General features: G+C 47.7%; 29 protein-coding genes. 26 read left to right on the top strand and 3 right to left on the bottom strand.

Annotated elements, in window-relative coordinates:
• The first annotated feature begins 37 nt into the window (after window positions 1-37).
• From AC0YNZ_RS06605 to AC0YNZ_RS06545, 13 genes are all read left to right on the top strand, one after another.
• Window positions 38-205: a hypothetical protein gene (locus tag AC0YNZ_RS06605; protein WP_181426052.1), complete on the top strand. Its 168-nt coding sequence runs from the start codon at window positions 38-40 to the stop codon at window positions 203-205.
• A gap of 199 nt (window positions 206-404) precedes the next feature.
• Window positions 405-1,574, top strand: a complete 1,170-nt coding sequence (gene aroC, locus AC0YNZ_RS06600; RefSeq protein WP_475825868.1) for a chorismate synthase — start codon at window positions 405-407, stop codon at window positions 1,572-1,574.
• Between the two features lie 2 nt (window positions 1,575-1,576).
• Entirely contained in the window at window positions 1,577-2,677 is a 1,101-nt protein-coding gene (aroB, locus tag AC0YNZ_RS06595) for a 3-dehydroquinate synthase (RefSeq protein WP_475825867.1), read from the top strand.
• A complete protein-coding gene (aroH, locus tag AC0YNZ_RS06590) occupies window positions 2,677-3,045 on the top strand; it encodes a chorismate mutase (RefSeq protein ID WP_475825866.1) in 369 nt (122 codons plus the stop codon). The genes aroB and aroH overlap by 1 nt, the downstream gene beginning before the upstream one ends.
• A 463-nt stretch (window positions 3,046-3,508) precedes the next feature.
• Window positions 3,509-5,080, top strand: a complete 1,572-nt coding sequence (trpE, locus tag AC0YNZ_RS06585) for an anthranilate synthase component I (protein ID WP_475825865.1) — start codon at window positions 3,509-3,511, stop codon at window positions 5,078-5,080.
• Window positions 5,080-6,132 carry an anthranilate phosphoribosyltransferase gene (gene trpD, locus AC0YNZ_RS06580; protein WP_475825864.1) on the top strand — a complete coding sequence of 351 codons (1,053 nt, stop codon included), beginning with the start codon at window positions 5,080-5,082 and terminating at the stop codon, window positions 6,130-6,132. Before trpE ends, trpD begins: the two co-directional genes overlap by 1 nt.
• Window positions 6,119-6,919 (top strand): indole-3-glycerol phosphate synthase TrpC, encoded by an 801-nt coding sequence (gene trpC, locus AC0YNZ_RS06575; RefSeq protein WP_475825863.1) that lies wholly within the window; start codon window positions 6,119-6,121, stop codon window positions 6,917-6,919. The genes trpD and trpC overlap by 14 nt, the downstream gene beginning before the upstream one ends.
• Entirely contained in the window at window positions 6,916-7,593 is a 678-nt protein-coding gene (locus AC0YNZ_RS06570) for a phosphoribosylanthranilate isomerase (protein ID WP_475825862.1), read from the top strand. Before trpC ends, AC0YNZ_RS06570 begins: the two co-directional genes overlap by 4 nt.
• Window positions 7,590-8,795: a tryptophan synthase subunit beta gene (gene trpB, locus AC0YNZ_RS06565; protein ID WP_475825861.1), complete on the top strand. Its 1,206-nt coding sequence runs from the start codon at window positions 7,590-7,592 to the stop codon at window positions 8,793-8,795. The genes AC0YNZ_RS06570 and trpB overlap by 4 nt, the downstream gene beginning before the upstream one ends.
• Window positions 8,782-9,591: a tryptophan synthase subunit alpha gene (gene trpA, locus AC0YNZ_RS06560; protein WP_110770441.1), complete on the top strand. Its 810-nt coding sequence runs from the start codon at window positions 8,782-8,784 to the stop codon at window positions 9,589-9,591. Before trpB ends, trpA begins: the two co-directional genes overlap by 14 nt.
• Before the next feature lie 139 nt (window positions 9,592-9,730).
• Window positions 9,731-10,828 (top strand): histidinol-phosphate transaminase, encoded by a 1,098-nt coding sequence (gene hisC, locus AC0YNZ_RS06555; protein WP_475825860.1) that lies wholly within the window; start codon window positions 9,731-9,733, stop codon window positions 10,826-10,828.
• 4 nt (window positions 10,829-10,832) lie between these two features.
• Window positions 10,833-11,924 carry a prephenate dehydrogenase gene (locus AC0YNZ_RS06550; protein WP_475825859.1) on the top strand — a complete coding sequence of 364 codons (1,092 nt, stop codon included), beginning with the start codon at window positions 10,833-10,835 and terminating at the stop codon, window positions 11,922-11,924.
• 342 nt (window positions 11,925-12,266) lie between these two features.
• The gene (locus tag AC0YNZ_RS06545; protein WP_475825858.1) at window positions 12,267-12,977 is read left to right on the top strand and encodes a DUF421 domain-containing protein; all 711 of its coding nucleotides are present in this window, start codon (window positions 12,267-12,269) and stop codon (window positions 12,975-12,977) included.
• 84 nt (window positions 12,978-13,061) lie between these two features.
• Here the strand turns inward: AC0YNZ_RS06545 and AC0YNZ_RS06540 are convergent, their stop codons facing one another.
• Window positions 13,062-13,235 carry a hypothetical protein gene (locus tag AC0YNZ_RS06540; RefSeq protein WP_475825857.1) on the bottom strand — a complete coding sequence of 58 codons (174 nt, stop codon included), beginning with the start codon at window positions 13,233-13,235 and terminating at the stop codon, window positions 13,062-13,064.
• A gap of 195 nt (window positions 13,236-13,430) precedes the next feature.
• Between AC0YNZ_RS06540 and AC0YNZ_RS06535 the strand changes: the two genes are divergently transcribed.
• The 3 genes from AC0YNZ_RS06535 (at window position 13,431) to AC0YNZ_RS06525 (ending at window position 15,820) form a co-directional block, all read left to right on the top strand.
• Complete coding sequence (locus tag AC0YNZ_RS06535) at window positions 13,431-14,693, top strand: erythromycin esterase family protein (RefSeq protein ID WP_475825856.1); 1,263 nt, start codon at window positions 13,431-13,433, stop codon at window positions 14,691-14,693.
• 261 nt (window positions 14,694-14,954) lie between these two features.
• A complete protein-coding gene (locus AC0YNZ_RS06530; protein ID WP_475825855.1) occupies window positions 14,955-15,284 on the top strand; it encodes an ArsR/SmtB family transcription factor in 330 nt (109 codons plus the stop codon).
• Between the two features lie 26 nt (window positions 15,285-15,310).
• Window positions 15,311-15,820 carry an SRPBCC domain-containing protein gene (locus tag AC0YNZ_RS06525; protein WP_475825854.1) on the top strand — a complete coding sequence of 170 codons (510 nt, stop codon included), beginning with the start codon at window positions 15,311-15,313 and terminating at the stop codon, window positions 15,818-15,820.
• A gap of 46 nt (window positions 15,821-15,866) precedes the next feature.
• On the opposite strand, the gene AC0YNZ_RS06520 is transcribed toward AC0YNZ_RS06525, so the two are convergent.
• Window positions 15,867-16,988, bottom strand: a complete 1,122-nt coding sequence (locus tag AC0YNZ_RS06520; protein ID WP_475825853.1) for a Gfo/Idh/MocA family protein — start codon at window positions 16,986-16,988, stop codon at window positions 15,867-15,869.
• 116 nt (window positions 16,989-17,104) lie between these two features.
• On the opposite strand from AC0YNZ_RS06520, the gene AC0YNZ_RS06515 reads away from it, so the two are divergent.
• Window positions 17,105-17,431, top strand: coding sequence for a winged helix-turn-helix transcriptional regulator (locus AC0YNZ_RS06515; protein WP_475825852.1), 327 nt, complete (start codon window positions 17,105-17,107; stop codon window positions 17,429-17,431).
• Between the two features lie 669 nt (window positions 17,432-18,100).
• On the opposite strand, the gene AC0YNZ_RS06510 is transcribed toward AC0YNZ_RS06515, so the two are convergent.
• A complete protein-coding gene (locus tag AC0YNZ_RS06510) occupies window positions 18,101-18,985 on the bottom strand; it encodes an AraC family transcriptional regulator (protein ID WP_475825851.1) in 885 nt (294 codons plus the stop codon).
• Window positions 18,986-19,123: 138 nt separating this feature from the next.
• Between AC0YNZ_RS06510 and AC0YNZ_RS06505 the strand changes: the two genes are divergently transcribed.
• The 9 genes from AC0YNZ_RS06505 to AC0YNZ_RS06465 all read left to right on the top strand — a co-directional run bounded on the left by AC0YNZ_RS06505 (window position 19,124) and on the right by AC0YNZ_RS06465 (window position 26,308).
• On the top strand, window positions 19,124-20,569 hold the full coding sequence (locus AC0YNZ_RS06505) for a HEAT repeat domain-containing protein (RefSeq protein ID WP_475825850.1): 1,446 nt from the start codon (window positions 19,124-19,126) through the stop codon (window positions 20,567-20,569).
• Window positions 20,570-20,877: 308 nt separating this feature from the next.
• On the top strand, window positions 20,878-21,474 hold the full coding sequence (locus AC0YNZ_RS06500) for an RNA polymerase sigma factor (RefSeq protein WP_475825849.1): 597 nt from the start codon (window positions 20,878-20,880) through the stop codon (window positions 21,472-21,474).
• A complete protein-coding gene (locus tag AC0YNZ_RS06495) occupies window positions 21,471-22,073 on the top strand; it encodes an anti-sigma factor family protein (RefSeq protein WP_475825848.1) in 603 nt (200 codons plus the stop codon). The genes AC0YNZ_RS06500 and AC0YNZ_RS06495 overlap by 4 nt, the downstream gene beginning before the upstream one ends.
• A 70-nt stretch (window positions 22,074-22,143) precedes the next feature.
• Window positions 22,144-22,722, top strand: coding sequence for a histidine phosphatase family protein (locus AC0YNZ_RS06490; RefSeq protein ID WP_475825847.1), 579 nt, complete (start codon window positions 22,144-22,146; stop codon window positions 22,720-22,722).
• A gap of 198 nt (window positions 22,723-22,920) precedes the next feature.
• Window positions 22,921-24,096 (top strand): hypothetical protein, encoded by a 1,176-nt coding sequence (locus tag AC0YNZ_RS06485; RefSeq protein WP_475825846.1) that lies wholly within the window; start codon window positions 22,921-22,923, stop codon window positions 24,094-24,096.
• Between the two features lie 105 nt (window positions 24,097-24,201).
• A complete protein-coding gene (locus tag AC0YNZ_RS06480) occupies window positions 24,202-24,708 on the top strand; it encodes a gamma carbonic anhydrase family protein (RefSeq protein WP_110770425.1) in 507 nt (168 codons plus the stop codon).
• 22 nt (window positions 24,709-24,730) lie between these two features.
• Window positions 24,731-24,913 (top strand): IDEAL domain-containing protein, encoded by a 183-nt coding sequence (locus tag AC0YNZ_RS06475; protein WP_475825845.1) that lies wholly within the window; start codon window positions 24,731-24,733, stop codon window positions 24,911-24,913.
• Between the two features lie 197 nt (window positions 24,914-25,110).
• Window positions 25,111-25,542 (top strand): DUF2487 family protein, encoded by a 432-nt coding sequence (locus AC0YNZ_RS06470; RefSeq protein WP_475825844.1) that lies wholly within the window; start codon window positions 25,111-25,113, stop codon window positions 25,540-25,542.
• Window positions 25,543-25,774: 232 nt separating this feature from the next.
• Window positions 25,775-26,308, top strand: a complete 534-nt coding sequence (locus tag AC0YNZ_RS06465) for a QcrA and Rieske domain-containing protein (protein WP_110770422.1) — start codon at window positions 25,775-25,777, stop codon at window positions 26,306-26,308.
• The last annotated feature ends 3 nt before the right edge of the window (window positions 26,309-26,311 follow it).

The raw sequence follows: 26,311 nt of genomic DNA, 5'->3' as shown, positions 1-26,311 counted from the left end.
AGTTATAACGTAAATGACTTGGAGGATGAAGCAACCGATGGATAAGCGTAAGGTTATTGCCGCCTATAGGCGTGGTTTTATATCGATTCAGGAATGCGCGCAAATTATCGGAGTAGACAGCGGACAAATGACGAGACTCATCAATGATCCGATGCTAACGAAAGATGGAAAAGCGCTGCTTGTGAAAAGATCGGTCAACAGTTAATAAGCGGCAAGCGGTTCAGGCTGGCGGAATTGTCTTTCAACAGGACGATTCCGCCGGCCTCTTTTATTGCCCGGACTGCGGCGCCCGGCGGGTTCAAATTCTTGTCAAACCGGATGCGCTGTACTATAATGAGCAAAGATGTTTAGTGCAGTAAAGCATAGCAGGCGCTTATAGGCTTGCTTTGAAGGAGGAGCTTTGGTTGAGTTTAAGGTATTTGACAGCTGGAGAAACGCATGGTCCCCAATTAACAGCTATAATTGAAGGACTGCCAAGTAATTTGACTATTGATTTCGAGGAATTGAACTTTCAGCTGCACCGTCGCCAGAAGGGTCATGGTCGTGGACGTCGGATGCAAATCGAGAAAGACACCGCTAACATTGTCGGAGGCGTGCGTCATGGCAGAACGACTGGAGCTCCTGTAGCGCTTGTCGTGGCAAACAATGACTGGAAGCACTGGACCTCTGTTATGAATATTGAACCAATCGAAGGCAGTGACGAAGAGAAGCGCCGCGTTCATCGCCCGCGTCCGGGTCATGCGGATTTGAACGGCGGTCTGAAATATGATCTGAAGGATTTGCGCAACGTATTGGAGCGCTCAAGCGCCCGTGAAACGGCTGCCCGTGTAGCTGTCGGTGCGGTAGCCCGCCAATTGCTTGCGGAATTCGGCATTAAAGTAGCCGGACAAGTTATTAGTATCGGCGAAATTGAAGCGCCAGCTAATCAGCTTCCTGTCGATGAGTTGATCCGGTTGACGGAGGAATCCTCCGTTCGTGTCGTGGACAAGGAAACCGAACAGAAGATGACGGATTATATCGATCAAATTAAAGCGGAGGGCGACTCCATCGGCGGCATTGTGGAATGCATTATCGAAGGCGTGCCAATCGGTCTAGGCAGCCACGTGCAGTGGGACCGCAAGCTTGATGGTCGTATTGCGCAAGCGGTCGTATCCATCAATGCATTCAAAGGCTGCGAGATCGGCATTGGCTTCGAAGCGGCTAAGCTTCGCGGCTCGCAGGTTCATGATGAAATTATGTATAATGCGGAACGCGGCTATCATCGTGCAACGAATCGCCTTGGCGGCTTCGAGGGCGGTATGACGAACGGGGAGCAAATCGTCGTACGCGGCGTGATGAAGCCGATTCCGACGCTCTATAAACCGCTTCGCAGCGTAGATATCGATACGAAAGAGCCATTTACCGCACAAGTAGAGCGTTCCGACAGCTGTGCAGTGCCGGCTGCCAGCGTTGTTATGGAACATGTTGTTGCTTGGGAAGTTGCCAAAGCCTTTCTTGAAAAGTTCGGCGGCGATTCCATCGAGGAAATTCGCGCTAACTTGAACAATTACCTTGAACAGCTGGGACGGTACTAAGGATGCGTGAGCTTACAGTTGAATTAGGCGACCGTTCTTATCCCATATACATCGGAGAGGGCCTCCTGCAGGAGGCTTCCTCCTACTTCATAAAGCACGGAATTAGCAAGAAATCTCCACTGCTGATCATTACAGACAGCCATGTAGCCGAACTCCATTTGCATGCTCTTGAATCAGAGCTGGCGGGCGCAGGCTTCAAGACGTCGAGTGTAGTCGTTCCTTCAGGGGAGAGCTCGAAGTCATTGACGATGCTTGAGTCTCTTGTCACGAAAGCGTTGGAAGCAGGGCTGGACAGGAAATCTGCTATCGTGGCGCTTGGCGGCGGTGTTGTAGGGGACCTTGCAGGCTTTGTGGCTGCCTCTTATATGCGCGGCATTAAATTCGTTCAGGTTCCAACTACGATATTGGCGCATGACAGCAGCGTAGGCGGCAAAGTAGCAGTCAATCATCCGCTTGCCAAAAATATTATCGGAGCTTTCCATCAGCCTGAGCTGGTCTTGTATGATTTGCATACGCTTCAGACGCTGCCTCCAAGAGACGTGAGCGGCGGCTTGTCTGAAGTGGTCAAACATGGCCTCATTTGGGATGAACAGTTCGTTGATTGGTGTGAGAACAATTCCGAAAAGCTGCTTGCGCTCGACGCTGAAGCGCTTGGTTATGCTTTGTATAAAGGCTGCAGCGTGAAAGCGGCCGTGGTATCGAAGGATGAGCGGGAGAACGATCTCAGGGCCATCTTGAATTTAGGTCATACGATTGGTCATGCCATAGAAGCGGTCGCCGGTTACGGCGAATTTATGCATGGCGAAGCGATATCGATCGGCATGATTGGATCGGCGAAGCTCGGTCTGCGTTATGGTGCGCCTGAAGAGGTATACACGGTAACGAAGCGGGTGCTTGCGAAATGCGGGCTGCCTGTGCGGTTGCCTGAGCATATTGACGTAGACAAGATTATGGATGCGATGATGCACGATAAAAAATTTGCAGAGGGTACGATGGTATTTGTTGTTCCAACAGCCATTGGCGAAGTCGAAATAAAACCCGATGTGCCCGTGCAATGGGTGCGGGAAATTGTGGAGCAATTGAAACAGGAGGCGGAGCAGTAATGAGTGTTAGAGGAATTCGCGGTGCGATTACCGTTGATGTCAATGAAGAGCAGCCGATTTTGAATGCAACGATTGAGATGCTGAATGCGATCGTCGCTGACAATGAGATTGTGCCGGACGACATTTGCAGCGTATTCGTGACCGTTACGAACGATCTTGACGAGACATTCCCGGCTCGTGCGATTCGTCAAATGAACGGCTGGGAGCTTGTTCCGCTTATGTGTGCATTGGAAGTTCCGGTAAAGGGCAGTCTAGAACGATGCATCAGACTGATGGTGTTAATCAACACGGACAAAACGCAAGCGGAAATACGTCATGTTTATTTAAGCGGCGCGAAAGCGCTTCGTCCAGACTTGTCCAAAGCTTAAAGCTATTATTCAAATATTAGCTCTTATACATTTGAATCATGTGCGCTGCATTTATTTCAAAGCAAAGCAGGCATTTACCGTCCAATGACGGCAAATGCCGTTTACACTTGTTAAGCTCATCATCATAACAATCCCTTTGTTGACGCACGGGTGTTCGTTGTTGTATATTTAGTAACGTAAGTGAGAGAGCAGAGCAGGGTTATGAGCTGAGTTGAGATGAGTCGAGACTAGTTGAGAGAAGCAGAGTGAGGCAGTTATTTGTACGGGTTTTGCTGAAGGAGCTGAACTTTTCTTGCGCGCATAGGTGCGGAGGATAGTATAAGCGCTTTTTGACTTTACCTACAATTATGTCTTTTTCCGCTTACACACTTCCGTCATCATCTAAACCAACGCTCCTGCTTTTGCAGGAGCTTTTTTTGTTCATATGGATAGAAATGATTATTACACAGGGAGGTTGTTCGGGATGTCAAATGAGCTGCAGCATGTTACACGTCTTGCCAGTCAATACAATTTAATTCCGATCGTTCGCTACATGATGGCGGATACTGAAACACCAATAAGGCTATTCCAGCATTTTGCAAAGGAGAATCACGCCTTTCTGCTGGAGAGCGTCGAAGGCGGAGCGAAATGGGCGCGTTATTCGTTTATCGGAACAGATCCGTTCATGATGCTTTACGGTAAGAATGGCGAGATGGTGCTTGAGCGTAATGGAGAGAAGCATGTGCTTAAAGATAAGCCGATCGAGCTTTTAAAGGCTCATTTGCGTTCCTTCCGCAGCCCGTCGCTTCCAGAGCTGCCTCCGTTCACAGGCGGTGCTATCGGATTTTTTGGCTATGATTTGCTGCAATATTACGAGAAACTTCCCGCACACAGAATTGATGATTTGAACATGAACGATATGCAATTTATGTTCTGCGATCAAGTAATCGTGTTCGACCATTTCAAGCAGCAGCTGCAAATTGTCGGTAACGTTCATATTGCCGATGGTGCTACGGATAAGGAAATCGCCAAAAGCTACGAGGCGGCGGCAGCCAAAATTGAAGCGACGATTGAACGGTTGCAGCAGCCTGTGACTATACCCGTAACGGCCGGCGGATCCGTTCAGGTTGATTACGAGCTGGGAGATATCCAATCGAACGTAACGAAGGAGCAGTTCATTTCTAATATTGAGCAGGCGAAACAGTACATTCGCGCAGGAGACATTTTCCAGGTGGTACTGTCACAGCGCTTCAACATCGATACGGATATCGATCCGCTGCATGTGTACCGGGTGCTCCGGACGATGAATCCATCCCCGTATATGTATTATTTGAAAATGGGCGAGGAGGTCATTGTCGGGACGTCGCCGGAAGCGCTTGTGAAAGTAAACGGCGATCGGGTAGAGACAAGGCCGATTGCAGGCACTAGACCGCGCGGCAAAACGGCTGAAGAGGATAAAGCGCTTGAGCTTGAGCTGCTTGCTGATGAGAAGGAACGCGCTGAGCATTTGATGCTTGTTGACCTTGGACGCAATGATATCGGACGCGTGTCCGAGTTCGGTACGGTAAAATGCGATTCATTTATGGAAATCGAGCGGTATTCCCATGTTATGCATATCGTATCAAACGTTTCCGGCAAGCTTCATAAGGACAAGGACTTCTTCGATGCTTTCGTTTCCTGTCTGCCGGCGGGCACTGTCTCGGGCGCACCAAAACTGAGAGCGATGGAAATCATCGCGGAACTGGAAAATGAAGCGCGCGGCGCCTACGCTGGCGCTATCGGATACTTAGGCTTCGGCGGGTCCATGGATACATGCATTACGATCCGGACGATTATTTTCAAGCACGGCAAAGCCTATGTACAAGCAGGAGCGGGCATCGTATGGGATTCCGTACCGGAGAGCGAATACATGGAGACGGTGAATAAGGCCAAGGGCATGCTCAAGGCGATCCGCGCCGCGGAAGCGATCTTTGCGCAGCCGAAGAGCCCGCAAGAGAGCTTTAATTCCATTAATATGGATTATTACGTCAAGGCTGGAGAGGGGCTTGGTCAATAATGCAGGGAACTGAAGCGATAACGATGCAGCAAGCGTTAAGTCAGCTTATTGGCGGCTCCGATCTCACAAGAGCGCAGGCTAATGCGGTCATGAACATCATCATGAGCGGCGAAGCTACGGCGGCACAAATCGCTGGAGTTGTCACTGCCATGCGGATGAAAGGCGAGACGAAGGATGAAATTACCGGGTTCGCCGAGGCGATGCGCGCGCATTCGAGCCACCTCCATACGGAACAGGAGGGCTTGCTGGATACGTGCGGAACAGGCGGATCGGGCATTCATAAATTCAACATCTCAACGGCTTCGTCCATCATCGCTGCGGCTGCCGGCATTCGGGTTGCCAAGCATGGTAACCGTGCGATGTCAGGGAAGACGGGCAGTGCCGATGTGCTGGAGGCGCTCGGCGTGCAAATTACAATTACGCCGGAGCAAGCAGCGCAATGCTTGCAGGAAATTGGTATTTGTTTCATGTTCGCGCAGCTGTATCATCCATCGCTTCGACATGCGGCCGTTCCGCGTCGCGAGCTTGGCATTCGGACAATCTTTAACATGCTTGGTCCGCTTACGAATCCGGCAGGAGCAGATAGACAGCTGCTTGGCTTGTATGACCGGGCGCGGACCTCGACGGTTGCTGAGGTGCTGGGGGAGCTCGGCCTAAAGCGGGCGCTCGTCGTGAGCAGCCATGACGGGCTGGACGAAATTAGTATTTCTGCTTCAACCCAAATCTCGGAGCTGCTGGACGGAAAGGTTACAACCTATAATATAACGCCAGAGGAGCTTGGACTGACACGCTGGCCGATCTCAGAGGTGATGGGCGGCGAACCGGAAGTGAACGCGGCGCTTATCCGCGCGATCTTCTCAGGAGAGCAGCGCGGAGCTTATCGCGATATCGTGCTTGCGAATGCCGGTGCGTGCATCTACGTAGGCGGCTTGGCAGCATCGCTTAGCGAGGGCGTGGCGATAGCGGCCAAGGTTATCGATTCCGGCGAGGCGCAGCGGAAGCTCGTCAGCCTTATTCAAACGACAGGAGAGTTGGCACATGTTTCTGGATAAAATTGTAGCAACGAAGCAGGCGGAGGTTGAAGAGCTCGCTGCCCGCTTTGATCTTGCGGAAGCAGAGAAACAAATCGCAGCGCTTGAGGCGTGCAGAGGCTTTGAGCATGCGTTAACAGCTGCTGGCCGCAACCGCAGTATGGGACTTATTGCCGAGGTGAAGAAAGCATCGCCTTCCAAAGGGCTGATCCGCCCTGATTTTGAGCCGACGACGCTAGCCGCTGCTTATGAAGCAGCAGGAGCGGATTGCATATCCGTATTGACAGACCGTGATTACTTCCAAGGCTCTAATTCATTTCTTAGCGCAGTAAGACAGACGGTTAAGGTGCCTCTTTTAAGAAAAGATTTTACGATCGATCATCGTCAAATTTATGAAGCCCGCTTAATCGGGGCTGATGCGATTTTGCTCATAGCAGCTATTTTGACTCCGTCGCAGCTGGGAGAATTTCATGATCTTGCAAAATCTATCGGAATGGATGTGCTTGTAGAGGTGCACAACCAGGAAGAGCTCGAAGGCGTGCTTGAGCTAAACAAAGCAACACTGATCGGCATTAATAATCGTGATTTGAAATCATTCGTTACGGATTTGAAAACAACCGAAGCTCTTATCGGACTAATGCCGAAAAACGTTACCGTTATTAGTGAAAGCGGCATTGCGGGTAAGGCGGACATGGATTACTTGCAATCGATTGGCGCACACGGTGTACTGATCGGCGAGCATTTTATGCGTCATGAGCATGTTGGTCAAGCGGTTCACGATCTAATGGGCCCGGTGGGGGTTCGATGAAGCAGCTGCCGCGTATTAAAATTTGCGGTCTGAAGGATGTCCAAACGATTGAAGCGATGGACGGCTTGCCGATTCACGAAATCGGCTTCGTTTTTGCTCCTAGCAAGCGGCAGGTAGATAAAAAGACTGCTGCGCAGCTTATAAAGGCTGTCGCACATTTAAAGGCAGCGGGCGGAGCGCATCCGAAGACAGTAGGCGTTTTCGTCAACGAAACGTTTGCGAACCTGCAGGCTATTTTAGACGAAGCCCCGTTAGACGTTGTTCAGCTTCACGGCAATGAACCGGCTGAGTTTTGTCTGGAAGTACGCGAGAAGCTGAATGTACAAGTATGGAAAGTATTTTCCATTAAGCGGGATGCCGGAAAGAGTGATTCAAGCTCGGCGTTTGAGCAGCTGTCTCCCTATCGATCTGCTGTTGATGCGGTGCTTATTGATGCGCCCGGCGGCGGTACTGGTCAGACTTTCGACTGGCAAGCGATAGAAGAATATAATAAAGCGGCTGAGGAGCTTGGCATAACGCTTTATGTGGCAGGCGGTCTGCATGAAGGGAATGTCCAGGAGCTGCTGAGGACGTATGCCCCGGGCGGCATTGACGTATCTAGCGGTGTAGAGACGGATGGACGGAAGGATATTGATAAAATCCGATTATTTGTAAGAAGGGTGATGGAAGCATGACACAATTACCAGATGAGAATGGACGCTTTGGAAAATTCGGCGGTAGATATGTGCCGGAAACGTTAATGAACGCATTATTAGAGCTCGAGGAGGCTTACCTTCATTATTCGAAGGATCAGGCGTTTCAAGACGAGGTTCGTTATTTATTGCATAAATATTCGGGCCGGCCGACATCGTTGTACTATGCTGAACGGTTAAGCAAGCATCTAGGCGGCGCGAAAATATACTTAAAACGCGAAGACCTGAACCATACGGGCGCACATAAAATTAACAATACGATCGGTCAGGGCGTGCTTGCCAAGCGTATGGGGAAATCAAAAATTATTGCGGAAACCGGCGCAGGACAGCATGGCGTAGCATCCGCTACGATCGCTGCTTTGCTTGGGCTTGAGTGTAAGGTATTTATGGGCGAGGAGGACATGAAGCGCCAGCAGCTTAACGTTTTCCGTATGCAGCTGCTCGGCTCCGAGGTGGTTCCCGTTCTGTCTGGCACAAGAACGCTCAAGGATGCCTGCAACGAAACGCTGCGTTACTGGGTTAGCCATGTCGAGGATACGTACTACATTTTGGGATCGGCTACCGGTCCGCATCCTTATCCGTTGATGGTCCGCGATTTCCAGCGCATTATTGGAGACGAGGCGCGTCAGCAAATTTTGACGGATGAAGGCAGATTGCCGGATTACGTGGTAGCAGCTGTAGGCGGGGGCAGCAACGCGATGGGCATATTTTACCCGTTCATCAATGATGATGGCGTGAAGCTGCTTGGTGTTGAGGCAGCAGGCCGCGGCGTAGATACGAACGAACACGCAGCAACGATGACCAAAGGACGTCACGGCGTTTTCCAAGGCTCATTGAGCTACGTGCTGCAGGATGAGCATGGACAGGTCCAACCGGCGCATTCGATTTCCGCAGGGCTAGATTATCCGGGTATCGGGCCGGAGCATGCTTACCTGAAGGATTCCGGCCGCGCTGATTATGTGCCTGTAACCGATGCTGAGGCGCTCGAAGCGCTGCAGCTGCTGTCCCGCACGGAAGGCATTATTCCGGCGCTTGAATCCGCGCATGCGATTGCTCAGACGATCAAGCTTGCGCCAACGCTTGATAAAGACAAAGTAGTCGTTGTCAGCTTGTCCGGTCGGGGAGACAAGGACGTTGAGGCGATAATGGGATATTTGGGGGTAGACAAGCATGAATCACATTGATACGACGTTTGCACGTCTTAAAGCCGAAAACAAGACGGCGCTCATTCCTTTTCTTACGATGGGGGATCCTAATCTGGAAACTTCTGTCGCGATCATCCAAGCTCTTGAAAAAGCCGGCGCTGACATGATCGAGCTAGGTGTTCCTTATTCCGATCCGCTGGCGGACGGACCTGTCATTCAACGCGCCTCCGAGCGGGCTTTGCTTCATAACAACATTACTTTAAAGGATTGTATTCAAGTAGCCGAGCAGGCGCGTGAAGCAGGAGTTACCATGCCGTTTATTTTGTTTACTTACTACAATCCGGTATATCAATATGGCTTGAACGCTTTCTTCGAGCTTGTACAGAGCAAAGGCATTAGCGGTCTCATTATTCCTGATTTGCCGATCGAAGAGGATGAAGAGGTCAGGCAGCTTGCGGAAGCGGCCAACGTTCATCTTATTCCGCTGGTTGCTCCTACCTCGAAGGATCGTGTTATTCGCATATCCCGCAAGGCAAAAGGCTTCGTTTATTGCGTCTCTTCGCTTGGCGTAACGGGCGTGAGAGCTGATTTTCATACCGGCATAGACGAGTTTCTATCTACGGTCCGCGAAGCGACTGATTTGCCGATTGCCGTAGGCTTCGGTATTTCAAGCCGCGAGCAGGTGGCTCGCTTTGAAAAGCAGTGTGACGGTGTAATCGTAGGCAGCGCCATCGTGCGTCTGATTGAGGATGTTATTCCGCTGCTGCAGGATCCGAACAAGCGCGAAGCAGGCCTGAAGCAAATCGGTGATTTTGTCGCTCAGCTAAAGGGCTAATGATATAGTAAGTGAAAGAAGAGCCTCTTGCAGCGAGCAAGGGGCTCTTCTCTTGTAAAAAAACTTTAAAACCTTAAACAGATATGAGACAATGGTTCAAGTAATTAGACTAGTCAATTATAAAAGAGGTGAACGGCTTATGCAGCCCAAAAGTAATATCATCCACCTTCCCGTTTATCAACCTGGAAAGCCGGTTGAAGATGTCAAGAGGGAGCTGGGATTAAAGGAAGTCATTAAGCTGGCATCTAATGAAAATCCGTTCGGCTGTTCCGAACAGGTTAAAAATGCAGTCATCGAGGAATTAAGCAATTTAAATATTTATCCCGACGGCGCGAGCGTCGAGCTGACAGCAGCGCTGGCGGAAGAGCTTGGCGTAGATACGAATCAAATTATTTTCGGCACAGGCTCAAGCGAAATTATTTTAATGATTAATAGAGCGTTTATCGTTCCCGGTGACGAGACGATTATGGCGGACGAAACATTTCCCCAATACAAACATAATGCAGAGATCGAGAATGCCCGCATCGTAGAGGTACCGCTAAAAGAAGGCAAACATGATTTGCCTGCCATGCTGGCTAAGGTGAACAGCCGTACGAAAATCATCTGGATTTGCAACCCTAACAACCCGACAGGGACGATCGTGACGCTGCCGGAATTGTCTGCTTTTCTGAAGCAGGTGCCTACCGATGTGCTGGTCGTGCTCGATGAGGCTTATGGCGAATATATTGATGATCCGGAATTTCCGGATGGCATTCAATTGCTGCGCGAGCACCGCAATTTACTCGTGCTGCGCACCTTTTCAAAAATTTATGGCTTAGCTGCACTGCGGATCGGCTATGGCGTCGGACATCCTGACGTTATTCGCTTTACGAACCAGGTGCGTGAGCCGTTCAATACGTCACGGGCAGCGCAAGCAGCAGCGAAAGCCGCATTAGCTGACAAAGCTTTTATTGAATACTGCCGTGAACAAAACAAACAAGGTCTTAACTATTTATCCGAGCAATTTGATCGCCTTGGCTTATCCTACTTCCCTGCATATGGAAATTTCATCATGGTTGATACGAAGCGTTCATCACCTGAGGTGTTTGACGGCTTGCTGCGCAGAGGCATTATCTCGAGACCACGCTGGACGTATTACCCGAATCATATCCGGATTACGGTCGGTACGCGGGAGCAAAACGAAAAGTTTATCGCGGCGTTAGAACAGGTTTTGCAGGAATCGGCGGTGCAAGGATAAAGTTATGACTACTGTAGCGATTTTTGGGGTGGGGCTGATCGGGGGTTCGATCGCCCTTTGCTTTAAAGGAAAACCGGGTATTACCGTAATCGGGCATTCGAATCGTCCTTCTCAGATTGAGAAATACGTGCAGCGGGGCGTAGTCGATTACGCGACAACGTCGATGCAAGAGGCGGCTGAACAGGCCGATTTTATTTTCGTTTGCGTACCGGTCGGAAATATCGAGGAGTATATCGAGAAACTGAGCCAATTTCAATTAAAGCCCGGCTGTATTGTAACTGATGCAGGCAGTACGAAGGCTTCAGTTATGGCTCGAGCACAATCGCTTGATTTTGGTCAAGCTACGTTTATTGGCGGACATCCTATGGCCGGCTCTGAGCGTTCGGGAGTTGAAGCCGCCTCCTCGCATTTATACGAGAATGCATTCTATGTATTGACACCGGACGCGCATACGCCCGAGGAAGACGTGGAACGTTTAGTTGAGCTTCTTAGCCACACGAAGGCGAATATCGTAAGGGTAGACGCAAATGAGCATGATGAGATAGCGGGCGCAATCAGTCATTTGCCGCATATCATTGCCGTTTCGCTTGTCAATCAGGTAAGGGGATACAATGAAAATAACGAGCTGTATGAATCGCTTGCTGCGGGGGGATTTCGCGATATTACGCGCATTGCCTCCGGCGATCCGATTTTATGGCGTGATATATTAATTAATAATCGCAAGGTTCTGCTCGAATTGCTTCGCGATTGGCGCAAGGAAACGGATAAATTCGTCGCGATGCTAGAGAGCTCTGATGGCGATGCGATTGCAGAGGCATTCGAAACAGCCGGACAATTCCGCAGCAAAATGCCCGAGCGCCGCAAGGGAATGATTCATTCCGCCTTTGATTGCTACGTCGATGTACCGGATCATCCGGGTATTATCGGTAATATTACCAGCGAGCTAGGGAATAGCCTTATTAACCTGAGCAATATTCATATTATCGAGAGCAGGGAGGACGTGCCGGGCGTTCTAAGACTTTCATTCCGGAGCCAGGAATATTTGGATCAGGCGGTTGTATTGCTTTCGGCCAAAGGATATGACGTGCACCTTTAATCGGGTGTACGTTTTTTATTGCTATTAAACGCTTTCAATTCATATAAATAAAAATGAAAACGCTTATTGACAATTTGGAAGCGTATACATATAATAAAGGTACAGTATGGTTTCTCTCCACTCCTATCCAAATCCTATAGCGCTCATCATGAGCGCTGACCACTCCTCGGAGTGGTTTTTTTTTTTTTTGAAAAAAAAACTTCATTGTTCCCATAAGTAAGCTTTGTGAAAGTTATTTCCTATATTTCACCCCAACATGCCGATTGGTATCCACGAATGATGGAAAAACTAAAAATAATGGTTATGAATCGAAATTACATGTGATTTAGGAAGGTGTTGTAGATGGAACATCTGTTTGAAATAATCATTAGGTCCGCTGCTGCTTTCGTGATCATGATGGTTATTGCCCGTATACTTGGAAAGCCGACGATTTCCCAGATGACCTATCACGATTTTGTGGCAGCGATTACACTAGGCGCCATAACCGCTAATATTGCATTTAATGTAAAAATGAATATCTGGCAATTGCTGGTGGCACTGATTACTTTCAGTGGAATTGCTTATGTGTTAATGGTTCTAGCTCTGAAGAACCGAACGTTACGCAAGTGGATCTCTGGCCAGCCGACAATCCTAATACAAGACGGCAAAATTCTGGAGAATAACATGCGAAAATTGAAAATGACTTTGGATACCTTGAATCAGGAATTAAGAGAAAAAAATATTTTCAACATTGAAGAAGTTCAGTATGCCGTGCTTGAACCAAATGGAAAAGTCTCCGTACTGCGAACGCCGGAATATCTGCCTGTGATACATAAAGACATGAACCTGCAAACCGACGTTCAACAATCGTTTCCGGTTGAACTGATCATGGACGGTTGCATTATTGATGACAACCTGCGACAAAACGATATTAAAAAAGAATGGCTTTTATCACAATTAAAAGCGAGAGGTATGTCTGTCGAGAATATCAGTTATGCCGTAAAAAGTTCGATAGGACATTTGATTTTCGATCATTATAATGACCAGATCCAACATCCGATTGACAAAGAATAAATGTATTGAATAGGTTTAATTTGACAGGTAAGTATGTAAAAAAAATATAAACAAAAATAAGAGCGCCATTAAGGCGCTCCATGCTTATTTGTCTATAATTTCATCCAATTCCGACGAATGCTCATTAGCGGCAGCCTTGATTTCCTGATCGAGGCTGCTTTCGCCTTGTATCTGTTTAGCGGCTTGGATTTGCTGCTCTAATTGCTCTTCGATCTGCCCAGTTCCATGCGCTTTCTGATGTTGTCTGCTTGTCGTCATTTGCATTCCTCCGCAATCGTTGTTCGCCCATAGGCTACCTTTTATAATTCGTAATACTTCGAGATCCTATGCGTGTAAACCGCCATGATGGATCATTCTTATTCACTTGATCACATAATAAAGGATAGTCTAGGCAAGGATATAGCGGAAAGAAAAGCGAACTATGAAAATAAAAGTTAAGGAGAATGAACGCAAGTGTATGGCGAAAAAATAGTGGATGAAATTAAGAAGCGCGCTTATAAGCTCGAAAATACAGATGATCTTGACATGATCGTTCAAGCGATCGGAGATGCTGATTTTGTTCTGCTTGGAGAAGCTACGCACGGTACCTCCGAGTTTTATACATTGCGGGCGGAATTATCAAAGCGCTTGATACTTGAAAAAAACTTCTCCTTCATCGCCGTGGAAGGGGATTGGCCGTCCTGCTACACATTGAACCGTTACATCAAACAATATCCGGATACTGCAGCGGACATCAGAGAAGCTCTCCGGGATTTTAATCGCTGGCCAACGTGGATGTGGGCAAATAATGAAGTGATGCATTACGCGGAATGGCTATATGATTTCAACAAAAATAATTCTGCTGGAAGAAAGATCGGTTTTTATGGAATCGACGTATACAGCCTATGGGAGTCCATGGATGAAATCCTCAGTCATTTGAAGCAAACGGGATCACCGGAATTGAAGGCGGCACAAAAAGCTTTTGACTGTTTTGATCCTTACAAGCGCGATCCTCAAACTTATGGAGTTTCGGCAGCTTTCTTATCTGAAAGCTGCGAGGAAGAGGTAGTCAAGTTATTGACCAATCTACAAGTTAAACGACAGCTTAGCAAGGGAGAAGATGAAGCAGCTCTTAGTGATGAACTGAATGCTCTTGTTGCGGTGAACGCTGAACGATATTACCGGTCGATGGTTCAAGGCGGCCCGGATTCCTGGAATGTCCGGGATAGGCATATGGTTGAGGCGCTTAATCGGATTAAAGCATTTCACGGACCGGATGCCAAGGCAATTGTATGGGAGCATAACACGCATATCGGCGATGCGAGAGCGACGGACATGGAAGCAGATGGGATGGTGAACGTTGGGCAGTTGCTCCGTGAGCAGCACGGCGATGACCGTGTATATGTTGTAGGTTTCGGAACTCATCGAGGCACCGTGATTGCAGCTGATCAGTGGGGCGGTGAAATGCAATCCATGGAGGTACCGGAAGCTCAATCAGGCAGCTGGGAAGATTTGATCCACAAGGCAGGAGCATACGACAAAATCCTGTTGTTTGATCATGACCCTGAGCCTTTCCTAGAGCCGGTAGGGCACCGGGCTATCGGTGTCGTGTACAATCCCCGCCGCGAACGCGGAAATTATGTACCGTCTGTTATGGCCCTGCGTTACGACGCTTTTGTGTACATAGATGAATCAAAGGCACTTTCACCGCTTAGGCAAGAAATATTTCACCACTAAAAGCTTTAAGAGTGCATATCAATGCAGTCAGACCGTCGGGGTTTCTCGACAGTATAGGCCATCCCCGGGATGGCCTATTTTCAAATTACATATATATTCGAATATTCGTTGACGGGAATATTCCGATGGTGGTATATTTAATTTATGAGTACGGTAACTATAAAATGGAATGAGGTGGCCCGATATGAATGGAACAGGAAAAACAGCCCGCACCGTACCCTGTATAAAAGCTGATTCATTCATAATTGAAGCGTACGAATTATGGATATAACGACATTTAGCGCACTGGCTGAACCGAGCCGCTTACGCATAATAGAGCTCCTGCATGGCGGCCCATTGACTGTTGGGGAAATCGCCGACCGGCTTGGGCTGCGCCAGCCTCAAGCTTCGAAGCATCTGCGAGTCCTGTTAGAGGCCGGACTTGTCGAAGTGCAGGCTGTCGCAAATCGCCGGAACTACTATCTCCGTTCGGAGCCGTTCCAAGAAATGGACGCTTGGCTTGAGACTTACCGCAGTATTTGGGAAGAACGACTCGACAATCTGGACAATTACCTGCAGAAGCTGCAATTCAAATCAGAAAATGAAAACTAAAAAATTAATTTCAGGAGGAATTATCGATGTCGAATAAAATGACTTTAAAGGTAGTGGGCCAGGAACTAATTTTGGAGCGTGTCTTTAATGCGCCGCGCGAGCTTGTTTTCAAGGCGTTTTCAGAGGCTGAGCATCTGAAGCACTGGTGGGGGCCTCGCGGCTGGGAGCTTACCGTTTGCAACGTCGATTTTCGGCCCGGCGGCATCTGGCATTACTGCATGAAGTGTATGGATGAGAATCAAGGGGATTTTTACGGATTCGAATCTTGGGGCAAAGCGGTTTACGAGGAAATTGTTGAGCCGGAGAAGATCGTCTACGTCGACTTTTTCTCGGATGCAGAAGGCAAAGAAGCGGAGGGGATGCCCTCACCTCTGATTACGATGATTTTTGAAGAGCATGAAGGAAAGACGAAGCTCGTTAGCCGGGCTCAATACGCTTCCGCCGAAGCGCTCAAATCCGTCATGGAAATGGGGATGGAGCAAGGGATTACTGAAACTTGGGATCGTCTCGCCGAACATTTACAATCGATACAATAAAAAGGTGAAAACAGATCATCCACCAGGGAGATCTGTTTTTTTATGACTAACCTCTGCGGTCAGCTATCATTTCACTTATGACGGTATCTTCATAAGCGTGTCTAACTCCATTCCTCACTTCATCGACCTTAACCGGAAGTCCGATCAATGCCGATTCGAGTGCAGTAAAAACTACACTTAAAGCTTCAAGTCCGCGCTCGCCGCTGGAAATCGGAGCTTTATGCTCCGCGATTGCTTCCCACAGTTCCACATAGGAGTGGGCAAACGGATGTACAGGTACTTCCGGCGCATATTGCGCAATTAAGTCCTTAGCCGGTATGATTTGACCATTCTCAAGCGCAGCATGTTTCCCTGGTCGGAAACAGCCTTTGCTGCCATAAATCCAAACTCCGCCCATTTTTTCTCCGTGAGCAGCCGTGCTGCACATCCAATGCCCGAGCCCCCCGTTATCAAAACGGAACACAGTGACGCTAGTGTCTTCCCCTGTCGGTTGAATCGTCGCATTTCCATCGCTCAGTTCTTTCTCAAATATTTCTGTATATGCAAACACTTCACGAATAGGTCCGTTCACTTCCGTAAACATATGCGTACGGTGTACGCCGTGATCGTTAATCCAGCCTGCGCCTGCCCTTCCTTTGAAATGCCGCCACGCGGTACCTGCAAAAAAAGTCCGGTTCAATGTGACCGTCGCGTAATCCATCACCATATATACGGAACCGATTATTCCGTCTTTAATCGCTCTGGCCATGGCCACATTTTCCGCACCCAAAACGCTCGGTTCAGAAACGGTCAGCACTCTGTCGTATTTTTTAGCATCCGCCAATATTTTACGTCCATAGAACGGCGAAATAGCGAGCGGCTTCTGCATTTGGACATGAATGCCGGCTGCGAAACAATGCTCCGCCACGATGTGATGCAAATCGTGATCCAATAAGATAGATACCGCATCCAAATTTACTTCTTTAATCATTTTTTGGTAGTCCGTATACACTGCCGGACGTTTGCCCAACCGTTCTTCAGCATGCGCAGCAAAGGTATTTGCTCTATCCTCATTTAAATCGCAAACAGCCGTCAATTCAAATGTTTTCCGGTTCGCTTTCTTTAACTCCTCCAGACCTTCCAAATGTGCGGTCGATATGACGCCGCAGCCGATAAATCCAATGTTCATAGTATTTGCCTCCTCGAATTAGTTGACATGCTGCCAGATAGGTAGCGTATAATAAATTTTAAAATTAAAGATTGACGAAGAAATACAATAAATAGCAAATCAGAGGAGAGATTAGAATGGAAGAAGCGAACGATCAAGTAAACGACGTATACTGTTCGATCGAAAAGTCACTCGATATAGTTGGCGGCAAATGGTCCTTTCTCGTTATCCGGGAAATGATGTTTCATGAGAAAAAAAGATTTGGCGAATTAAAGCAGGCCGTATGCGGGATCAGTTCCAAATCGTTGACCGATACGCTTCGCCATCTTGAAAATAACGGAGTTATTACCCGGACGGCTTATCCGACTGTGCCGATGACCGTCGAGTATGCTCTTACCAAGAAGGGACATGCCCTTCACGGCGTAATACACGAAATGAAGAAATGGGGAAGCGAGTGGGGCTAGAAGCGGTCAAGTACGCTTACCAGCCTTTTTTTGTTTATGTATTATCCGCTCCTGAACTTCATGTCCGAAAATTTCTTTGATCGGCTGTAATTTGCGGCGAATCTCAAGCAAACGTTCTTTCGTGTAGGCCTGATTATTTGCTCGAATATCGCCAAATATCCAATTAATCCGTACCTAAATTCGTAAGCGTCTGCTCAAGCTGATGGCGAATATGAACGGGCTGCATCGCATTCTGCAAGCGATTCTTTGTCATTATTCCCCGACCATCCTACTGGGCTTCCGTCTCGCCAAGACGGTCCGCCAATTGCCCAACAACCCAAACTGACCTCACTAACGCGTAGACCGGAACGTCCAAGAACACGATATTCCATGGAACATACCACCTCTTCTAATAAATTAAAAATTGCAGCCTCAGGCAGTTTCAAGTGTTGCGCTAATTCACCATTACACCATAAAACAAAGTAGAACTTCTGAAAAGTAGGTACTTTTTGTTTACCTGATTACCTAAAGGTTACTGTTGTTCTCCTAATGGCTTGGCAGTCTGAATCAGCTGGCAGCCGGCTCCCCTTTAAAAACCAGTTTACAAACAAAAAAACAGAAAAATCCAAAACATGGGAAAAATGTTGTAGACTTCAGCTGCTTTAGTTCGTTATCTATTTTTTAGTGAAATCAAGATTTAATGTTCATTTTGAGTTGTTCGGACTCTCGAAAATCGCGCGGAGATTGTCCGGTCTGCTTGTGAAACAAACGTGAAAAATAATGTACGGAGCTAAAGTAGTATTTGTCGGAAATAGCCGTAATGCTCAAGCTGGTATGAAGGAGATCCTCGATCGCGCGGCCTATCCGGAATCTGTTCATGTATTGGATAGGGGAGTATCCTGTTGTTTTTTTGAAAAGCTCAAAAAAATGGCCGCGGCTCATATTTAGGTCTTCGTAATAATAAGCAGGAGGATAAAGCGCGCCGCTTAATAGATTATGTTCCATTCTGTCAAGCAATCGGACGATTCTCGAATCCGGAATATGTGTTTCCTTTAGCATAACGTTCAAGAAGTAATCGATAAAGGTTTGAAAGTTTCTCTGGGTTGTCAGGCTCCTCATAAAGGTCTTCTCGTTCGTAAATTCCCCCGATTTGTAAAAGCTCTGAAAGTGATCGATCCACGGCCGGAGGGACTCTACCGTTATGGCCTCGGGAATGGAGTATGGAAATGCTGGACCTACGAGCTCGTGCTGCAGCTGATCCGGTTGATAGCAGATCGGCGCCGCCCAGTCAGACAGTGATTTTCTCTCTACATAGTGCCAATCAAAATAACAGCAGACATGAACCATAGGCTGCTGAAGGTCGGCGAGCCATTCGTGATGCTGTCCGGCGGGTATATAAATGAGGGTTCCGGGCTCCGTCTCGTACGTTCTACCGCATGTTTTTAGCACACCTACCCCCTCGCTGATTAAATAGATGGAGCTTGCGTAGCAAATACGCGGGAAGCTTGACTGTCCTTTTGCAAAGGGATAACGGGTAGCGTAATAAACGTAGGGATGGAATCCGGAAAAGTTCATGTTGTGAGCCTCCATTGATCAAATCGGGTAAAATTATCCGTCAATTGTGCAAATTAATGACAACTTGCTAAATACATCAGCCCGTAATTTTAATACAGTAAATACTGTAGTTATAAGATTATACAAGGAGCGAATGAAATGCAATATAACTCACATCTGCTGACTGATGAACAAATTATTCAATTCATTACACAAGGCTACTTGATTCTAAACAATGAACTTCCGGACGAACTGCACAGAAAAGTGATGAGTCAGATTCATGAGGTGCTGATGGAGGAGGGGAATCCCGGTAATAACATATTGCCGCGGGTGCCGGACATACAGAAATTTTTTGAAACGCCGGTCGTGAAGGGGGCATTAACGGGAATACTCGGACCGGATTACTATTTGCATCCGCACAGGCATTGTCATTATAACCAGCCTGCGAGCCAAAAACCCGGCGGCGGCGAATGGCATAAAGACGGATACTGGAGCGCAATGCGAAGCCACCGGCCGTGGTGGGCGATGATCTTCTATTACACACAGGCCGTTACGGAAGAGCTCGGTCCAACAGCAATTATGCCGGGAACTCAATATAACGAAACCTATCCTGGCGATGAAAAACCGTTTTTGCTGCCAACGGGCCCGGCAGGTACAATGGTACTCGTTCACTTCGATCTTTGGCATAAGGCTTCCCTTAATACATCCGATCTGGACCGCTATATGCTGAAATTCCAATTCGCGAGACTTAAAGCGCCGAAGATTGCAAATTGGAACAATCAGGAGGAAGAGTTCCGGACTCCGGCAGGTTTGTCTGAATCCCGGCTCCCTCTCTGGTTGGATATATGGAATTGGATGAGAGGGAAACCGGAGCAAGCTGCAGCTGCTGATTCATCAAACCTTGCTCAATTGGCAAGTATTGATGCGAATCAATCGGAGGATGCAGCGTTAGATTCAGCTTACTCGTTAGCGAGAGCGGGTGAAGCGGGTATTCAACAATTGCTCACGATTATAAGCTCTGGTACAGGCGTCTCTGTAAGCCGCGCAGCGTATGCCATCGTGGCTGCCGGTGCTAGGGGGGTAACCGGATTAATCCAGCTGCTTGACCATGCAGATGAAGAGAGGCGGTCGGTCGTTTGCTTCGCGCTCGGGATGATAGGCTCACCTAAAGAAATGATCGTTCCGGCCCTTGTTCATTCACTTTCAGATAAGAATGCGAATGTAAGGCGCCATGCGGCCGAGGCACTTGGGATGATCCCGGAGCTTCCGGAGCAAGCTGTATCCGCACTTGCACATACGCTTGAGGAAGCAGTGGCGGGAGAGCGGTGCGAGCAAGCAAGCGAGAGCTGGACTAGTCAGAGCTATATTGAAAATAAAATCGGCTACGCGTCCGCATTATCCTTGCTGCGAACCGGACAGTATGGAAATGCCGGCGAAGTGATATCGGCGCTGAGCATGGCGCTGGGTAGTAAAGACCGATATGTCCGTGCTTATGCGTTCGAAGCATTAACGTATTTGCGAACCAACGAGGCAGTTGAAGTATTGCTGCGATATTACCGGACGGCGCGATGGTGCCCCGACACTAATAAAGCCAGCATGTACTGATTACTAAGAACCTGGATAAACGTATATCAACGCCAATGAAACAGGCTGCCATCTGGCAGCCTGTTTCATTGAAGGCAGGTTTAATGGAGCATCCGGATTAGCTTAATAGCCATGTTTTTAATTGTAAAAATATAGGATTTTATCCTTTTGTCGAAAGAAGAAGGAATTTGCCCTCGAAACACGAATTATATGTATACTCGTATTTTTTGAATTTTTTATGATAAAGACCGCAACTTTTCGTCCCCGGGCCGGTACAATGTAGTATGGCGATCCGGGAATAATCCGCAGGTGGAGGAGGTTCGCCTGTCATGACTGATTCCCAATTAATACGTGAAATTAAGGATGGCAACGTCGAGCTGTACTCCGAGCTTATGCGGCGCTATCAACGTAAAATATTAGCTTTCATCTATCATATGCTGAAGAGCGCGAAGCTGGAGCTGTTAGCTGAGGATTTATGCTCTGAAACCTTTTATAAAGCCTATCGCAGCCTCCATTCATTCCGCGAACTGGATGCGTCTTTTTCGACGTGGCTGTATACGATTGCGCGCAATACCGTGCTAAGCGAGCTTCGCAAGCAAAAGTCGGCGCATGTATCACTCGACGAATCAGGACTCGAGCCAATTGCTGCGCTTGATATGGTGCCCGAGCAGCAAATGCTCCGGAACGAGAGAATGGCAATGGTGCGCGAAGCGATCAACAACCTGCCAGAGAAACAACGCTCAGCTCTTATTCTTCGGGAATATGACCAGCTGGACTATCAAGAAATCGCTAATATTTTAGGACAAACGGTCAGTTCTGTTAAATCACTGCTTTTCCGAGCAAGAGCAAGCGTAAAGACGCAGCTGGAGCCGTATTTCGGACAATCGCCGCTGATTGAAGAATTCGAAGGGATGAATACGAGATGAACTGCTACGATGCACAAGACAAATTCGGCGAATATTGGGATTTATCTGAGCATGATGAGGATCGGATAGCGATAGATGCTCATCTGTATGAGTGTAAAGCGTGTGCTGAAGAGTTCCGGCTATGGGAAGAGAGCGACGATATGATTCGTTTTCTCACGGAGGAAGACGATAGCTTTGGACCTACCGAGCATGTGAATCGCAGCGTAATGGACCGGATTTATGCTGAGCAATCCTGGTTAATGCCCGTTCCGCATAAGAGCTATCAGTTTTCCAAATCGTTTCGCCGTAATATTGCGTTAATCATTGCAGCTTGTTTGGCAATGTTCGCAAGCGCATTTTTTGTATTCATTTTTGATAATCAGGGCGGAGCCTCGCAAGCGGAAATTGCTGAATTGAGCGGCCTGATGGATACGGCAAATGCATCGCGCGATGGATTGATAACAGCCGGCTTTTATGCGGAAGTTCCGGTAGCCAGCATTAGCGATCCATTCGTTCTGAAGGTGATGCCGGCCTTCCCTCAATATTACGTGGCATTGTCGCTGCTTGGCATTATTATGACGCTGCTAATTTTGAATTGGCTGTCAAGAACGCGAAGCTAAAGCAGCTGCCCTATAAAGCTCCCTCGGGAGCTTTTGTTGTATCTACTATGAAAAGGAGATTGATGCAGTTTTGTTAATCGGATTAGTACGCCATGGGAAAACGGATTGGAATGCGGAAGGGAAAATTCAGGGTCAGACCGATATTCCTTTGAATAAGGAGGGCATAGCTCAAGCGAATGCATTAGCAAACCGGTTGAGCGGCGAAGCGCGTATTTGGGATGCCGTCGTATCCAGTGACCTTAAGAGAGCCTTTGCGACCGCACAAATAATTGCTGAGAAACTGGGTATACCGCTTCTCGAAAGCGATTCACGGCTCAGAGAGAGGTACTTTGGCGAGGTTGAGGGAACAATGGAGGAGGAGAGGCATGCACGTTGGGGAAAAGAGTGGCGTGACGTTGCCGAAGGAGTCGAGTCGAATGACGACGTCCGGGCCCGCGGTTTAAGTGCCCTTAAAGAATGGCAGCATGAACACGCCGGCCGGAATTTGCTCGTCATTTCACATGGAAGCTTTCTCGCGCAAATATTGGCAGAGCTATGTTCGGAGCTTGAGGATCAGCATTTATCAAACTTATCTTACTCGATATTGAAGCGCCGCGGGGATAAATGGCATCCGCAGCTGTATAATTGCACGGTCCATTTAAACCAATAAATACAACCATAACAGAGTCTCTCCATGATTATCTTACTGGAGGGGCTCTTTTTTTAATTAAACTCCTTGTAATCTAGGTTATAAAAAAATAGATATTTTCCCATAATGATATCAACTGACGCTTATCCATTGCACAATACGCTTACGAAGCGGGCCGTTTAGCAGCAATGAGCGGCTTTCGTAAAAAGGGGGAGAGCTATGAATTTATCGGATATGCTAGGTTATGCGGACATTCAACAGCTTAGCAGAATTGCAGACGTTTACCGGTGCGAGTGCAACGGACATTCCAAAAACGATTTGATTCAATCCATTCTCTCTACCGTAAGTCGAAACGATGTTTTTGAAGCGCAAATAAGCAGCATGAAGCTGGAGGACTTACGATTCCTGAATTCTTTGTTGTTCGAAGCCCGAAACTCCTTTAGCCTGGAGGATTTGCTCGCACGCGTGCAGCAAAGCAGATTCGGTGAAGAGGCAGTCAAGACGGAGCCGGATCCGCCAAAAAAATCAAAAAGAACGAAAAAAAATGCAGCAGATGCCGACAAGCCGCTAAGTCCGCGAGAAATGATTGCAAAATTTAAGCACCATGGCTGGTTGTTTAACGGATTTAGCGGCCCAAGCAGGTATTTGTTCCAGGTGCCCAATGATTTGAAAGTGCGTTTTCGGGATACGCTTGCCAAGAGGTTTGCAGCTGACCTGCAGTATACGGACGAGCCGCCGGTTTATCGTGATGAGCAAATGTTAATTCACGACGATATTACTCATTTGCTTCATTACACCTATCACAATGAAGTTCAGCTAACAGCTGACGGCTCAATGTACAAAAGGTTCATCTTACAGCTGCTTGACCGGTTTGGCGTTCAGGAGGAGCTTCCGGCCAAAGGGGCTTGGCGCTTTGGATACGGCAGACATTTCAACCATTACCCGAACCGGTTGTCGCTTGTATACGACTATTGTTATTTCAATAAGTACATTAGCGAGAATCAAGCGGTGCTTTCGGTTACGGGGACAGGCGAAGAGCGAATTCATAGCAGGCCGCCCGGTGAAGCGGAGCAGATCTACAGATTCTGGCTCAAAATTTATAAGGGCCCCATTACCCATTTATTATCGCTCGTGCATTGGATTAATGCGCTAGCGGGAGAATGGGTTACGGTAGAATCATTGAGAAAGGTACTCGTGCCGTTCATCAAGCCTTACTATTACGATGACGCAAATACGATATTAGAGCAGCGCATTATGACAATGATGGTTCACTTAGGGCTGCTGAGGCTTGGCGAGCATCCGGTTTACGGGACCGTCGTCAGAATGACGAAGGCGGGACGGGCAGTCGTATCGGGTGTCAGCTTAGAAGAGACTGGGCCTCTAGTATTACGTTAATTTTTTTTATTCCGCTCTTGGTGTAAGATCAAATATAAGCTAGAGTATGAGGATAATAAGCAGTATTCCTACTTTAATTGATCAATCATAAGGAGCGGATAAAAATTGTTGATTCCTTACAAGGGTGTAATGCCAAACATTCATGAAGATGTATACATAGCGGATGGCGCAAAAATTATCGGCGATGTAACCATCGCTGAGAAAAGCACCGTATGGTTTAATGCGGTACTGCGCGGAGATCTCGCGCCCATAAAAATTGGACATAGCTGCAACATACAGGATGGTGTCGTCGGTCACTTAAATTTGAACCAACCATTACTATTAGATGATGAGGTGTCTATCGGTCACGCCGCAATTATACACGGTTGTACCATAGGCAAAGGCACATTAATTGGAATGGGGGCAATCGTACTTAACGGCGCAGACATTGGTGAATATGCTTTAATAGGAGCCGGTTCGATTGTTACAGAGAATAAAAAAATACCACCCTATACTCTATCTATCGGTTCACCCGCCAAAGTCGTAAGAGAATTAACAGAGGACGATCTACTGCGTATGAGAAAGACGATGGAGAGCTACGTGACAAAGGGAATAGAATATAGGATCTCTTAACGCCGGTTTGGAGGTGTATCCTATGGACAAAATGAAAGTAACGTATGAAGCGATGCTCGGTTTGGCTGCAGAATTCGTGCTTGACGATGCGGTATTGAAATTTCAAACCAATCAAATCTATACGGCAATAGACAAAGCGCTGGCCGCAGGCGATGAGGATACGTTTTACCGTCTCGCGAAACAGTTAAATGAATTGAGAAAATAGCGTTCGTCGTTCAATCTGTCGTTTGACGATACTGCGCACAAGGCTTTCCTGACTGATACGGACGCAGCTGTCCGTATCAGGCGTTGGAAGGCTTTTTTTTCTGAATCTAGCAATTGGCAATGAGCAGAATTGGAGTTAACATAGAAGCAGCGATGCCCGCTATGCTTGCGATTATGTTAAGGAGTGAGAATAACAGGATGAAATTCAGTGAAATAACGAGAGAGCAGTGGGATGAATTAAGTCCTTATTTGGACACCTGCCTGCTGCCGGTAACCGGAATATCTTCAGCGGTAAAGCCCTACGAGGCGACGGAATGGCTTGAGCAGTTAAGAGACGTTATGGATTTGATCGAGATACCGTTTAAGGGCCGGGTAGTCACCTATCCCGCTTGGCATTACATCTGTAACAGCGGTGAGCTTGCAGACCATTTAAATGAATGGTGTTCCTCAATTAAACGTTTAGGCTTTCGTTATGTAATCGTCGTAACGGCGAATAAGGATTTGAATGTCCATTGCCCGGCGGTTGATTTATGGTTTCAATCAGGAGGAGAGGGAGTTTTGCCGCGACAGTCCGAAGTATCGGATGCGATCCGTGCATTATGGAGCGGACAAGCTTCATCAACTTCATAATTTTGTCGTATAATATAATCGGATTTTGGGGAAAACAAATGCCAGACAAGGTCAAATGTGACAAAATGATAACAAATTATTGAACGGAATTTTGTTAAGCATGCAAATATCAAGCCATATTCTTGACGCTCCCAAGCACCTAGGCTATTATAAGTTATGTCCTAGTTCGTCATGTGTTTTTGCCCTGCGGCAAGACGCGAGATATGGTTGGCAAAGGGGGTTAGAACAGAAGATGAGTAACCATGAACAACACGAGACCGCGCATCGACCGGTTCAGCGCAAAGAAATGTCCCGACGTCAGTTTTTGTCATATACGCTCGGCGGCACGACTGCATTTATGATGGGTGGAGCGGTATTGCCAATGGTTCGTTTCGCAGTGGACCCACTCCTAGAGAAGAAGGGTGAGGGCACTTACGTAAAAGTTGTGGAAGAGAGCAAAATTACGGACGAGCCGCAAGAATTTAAATTTAAAATTCATCAGATCGATGGTTGGTACGTGAGTGATCCGGAGCTTGCAGCTTGGATTTCGAAGGATGCTAACGGCAAGATTTTTGCACTTTCTCCAGTTTGTAAGCACTTAGGCTGTACGATCGGCTGGAACACGAAAGGGCAAAACGAATACGATTGTCCTTGTCACGACGCACGCTACACGAAAGACGGGAAAAACCTTGCGGTTGCCCCGAATCCATTGGATGAATACGAAGTGAAGCTTGAGAACGGATTCGTATACTTGGGTCCAGTAATGCCGAATACAAGAACGAGTTAAGGA

This window comes from Paenibacillus sp. J2L1-98 (assembly GCF_056269405.1).
This window is presented reverse-complemented; position numbering and strand designations above follow the sequence as displayed.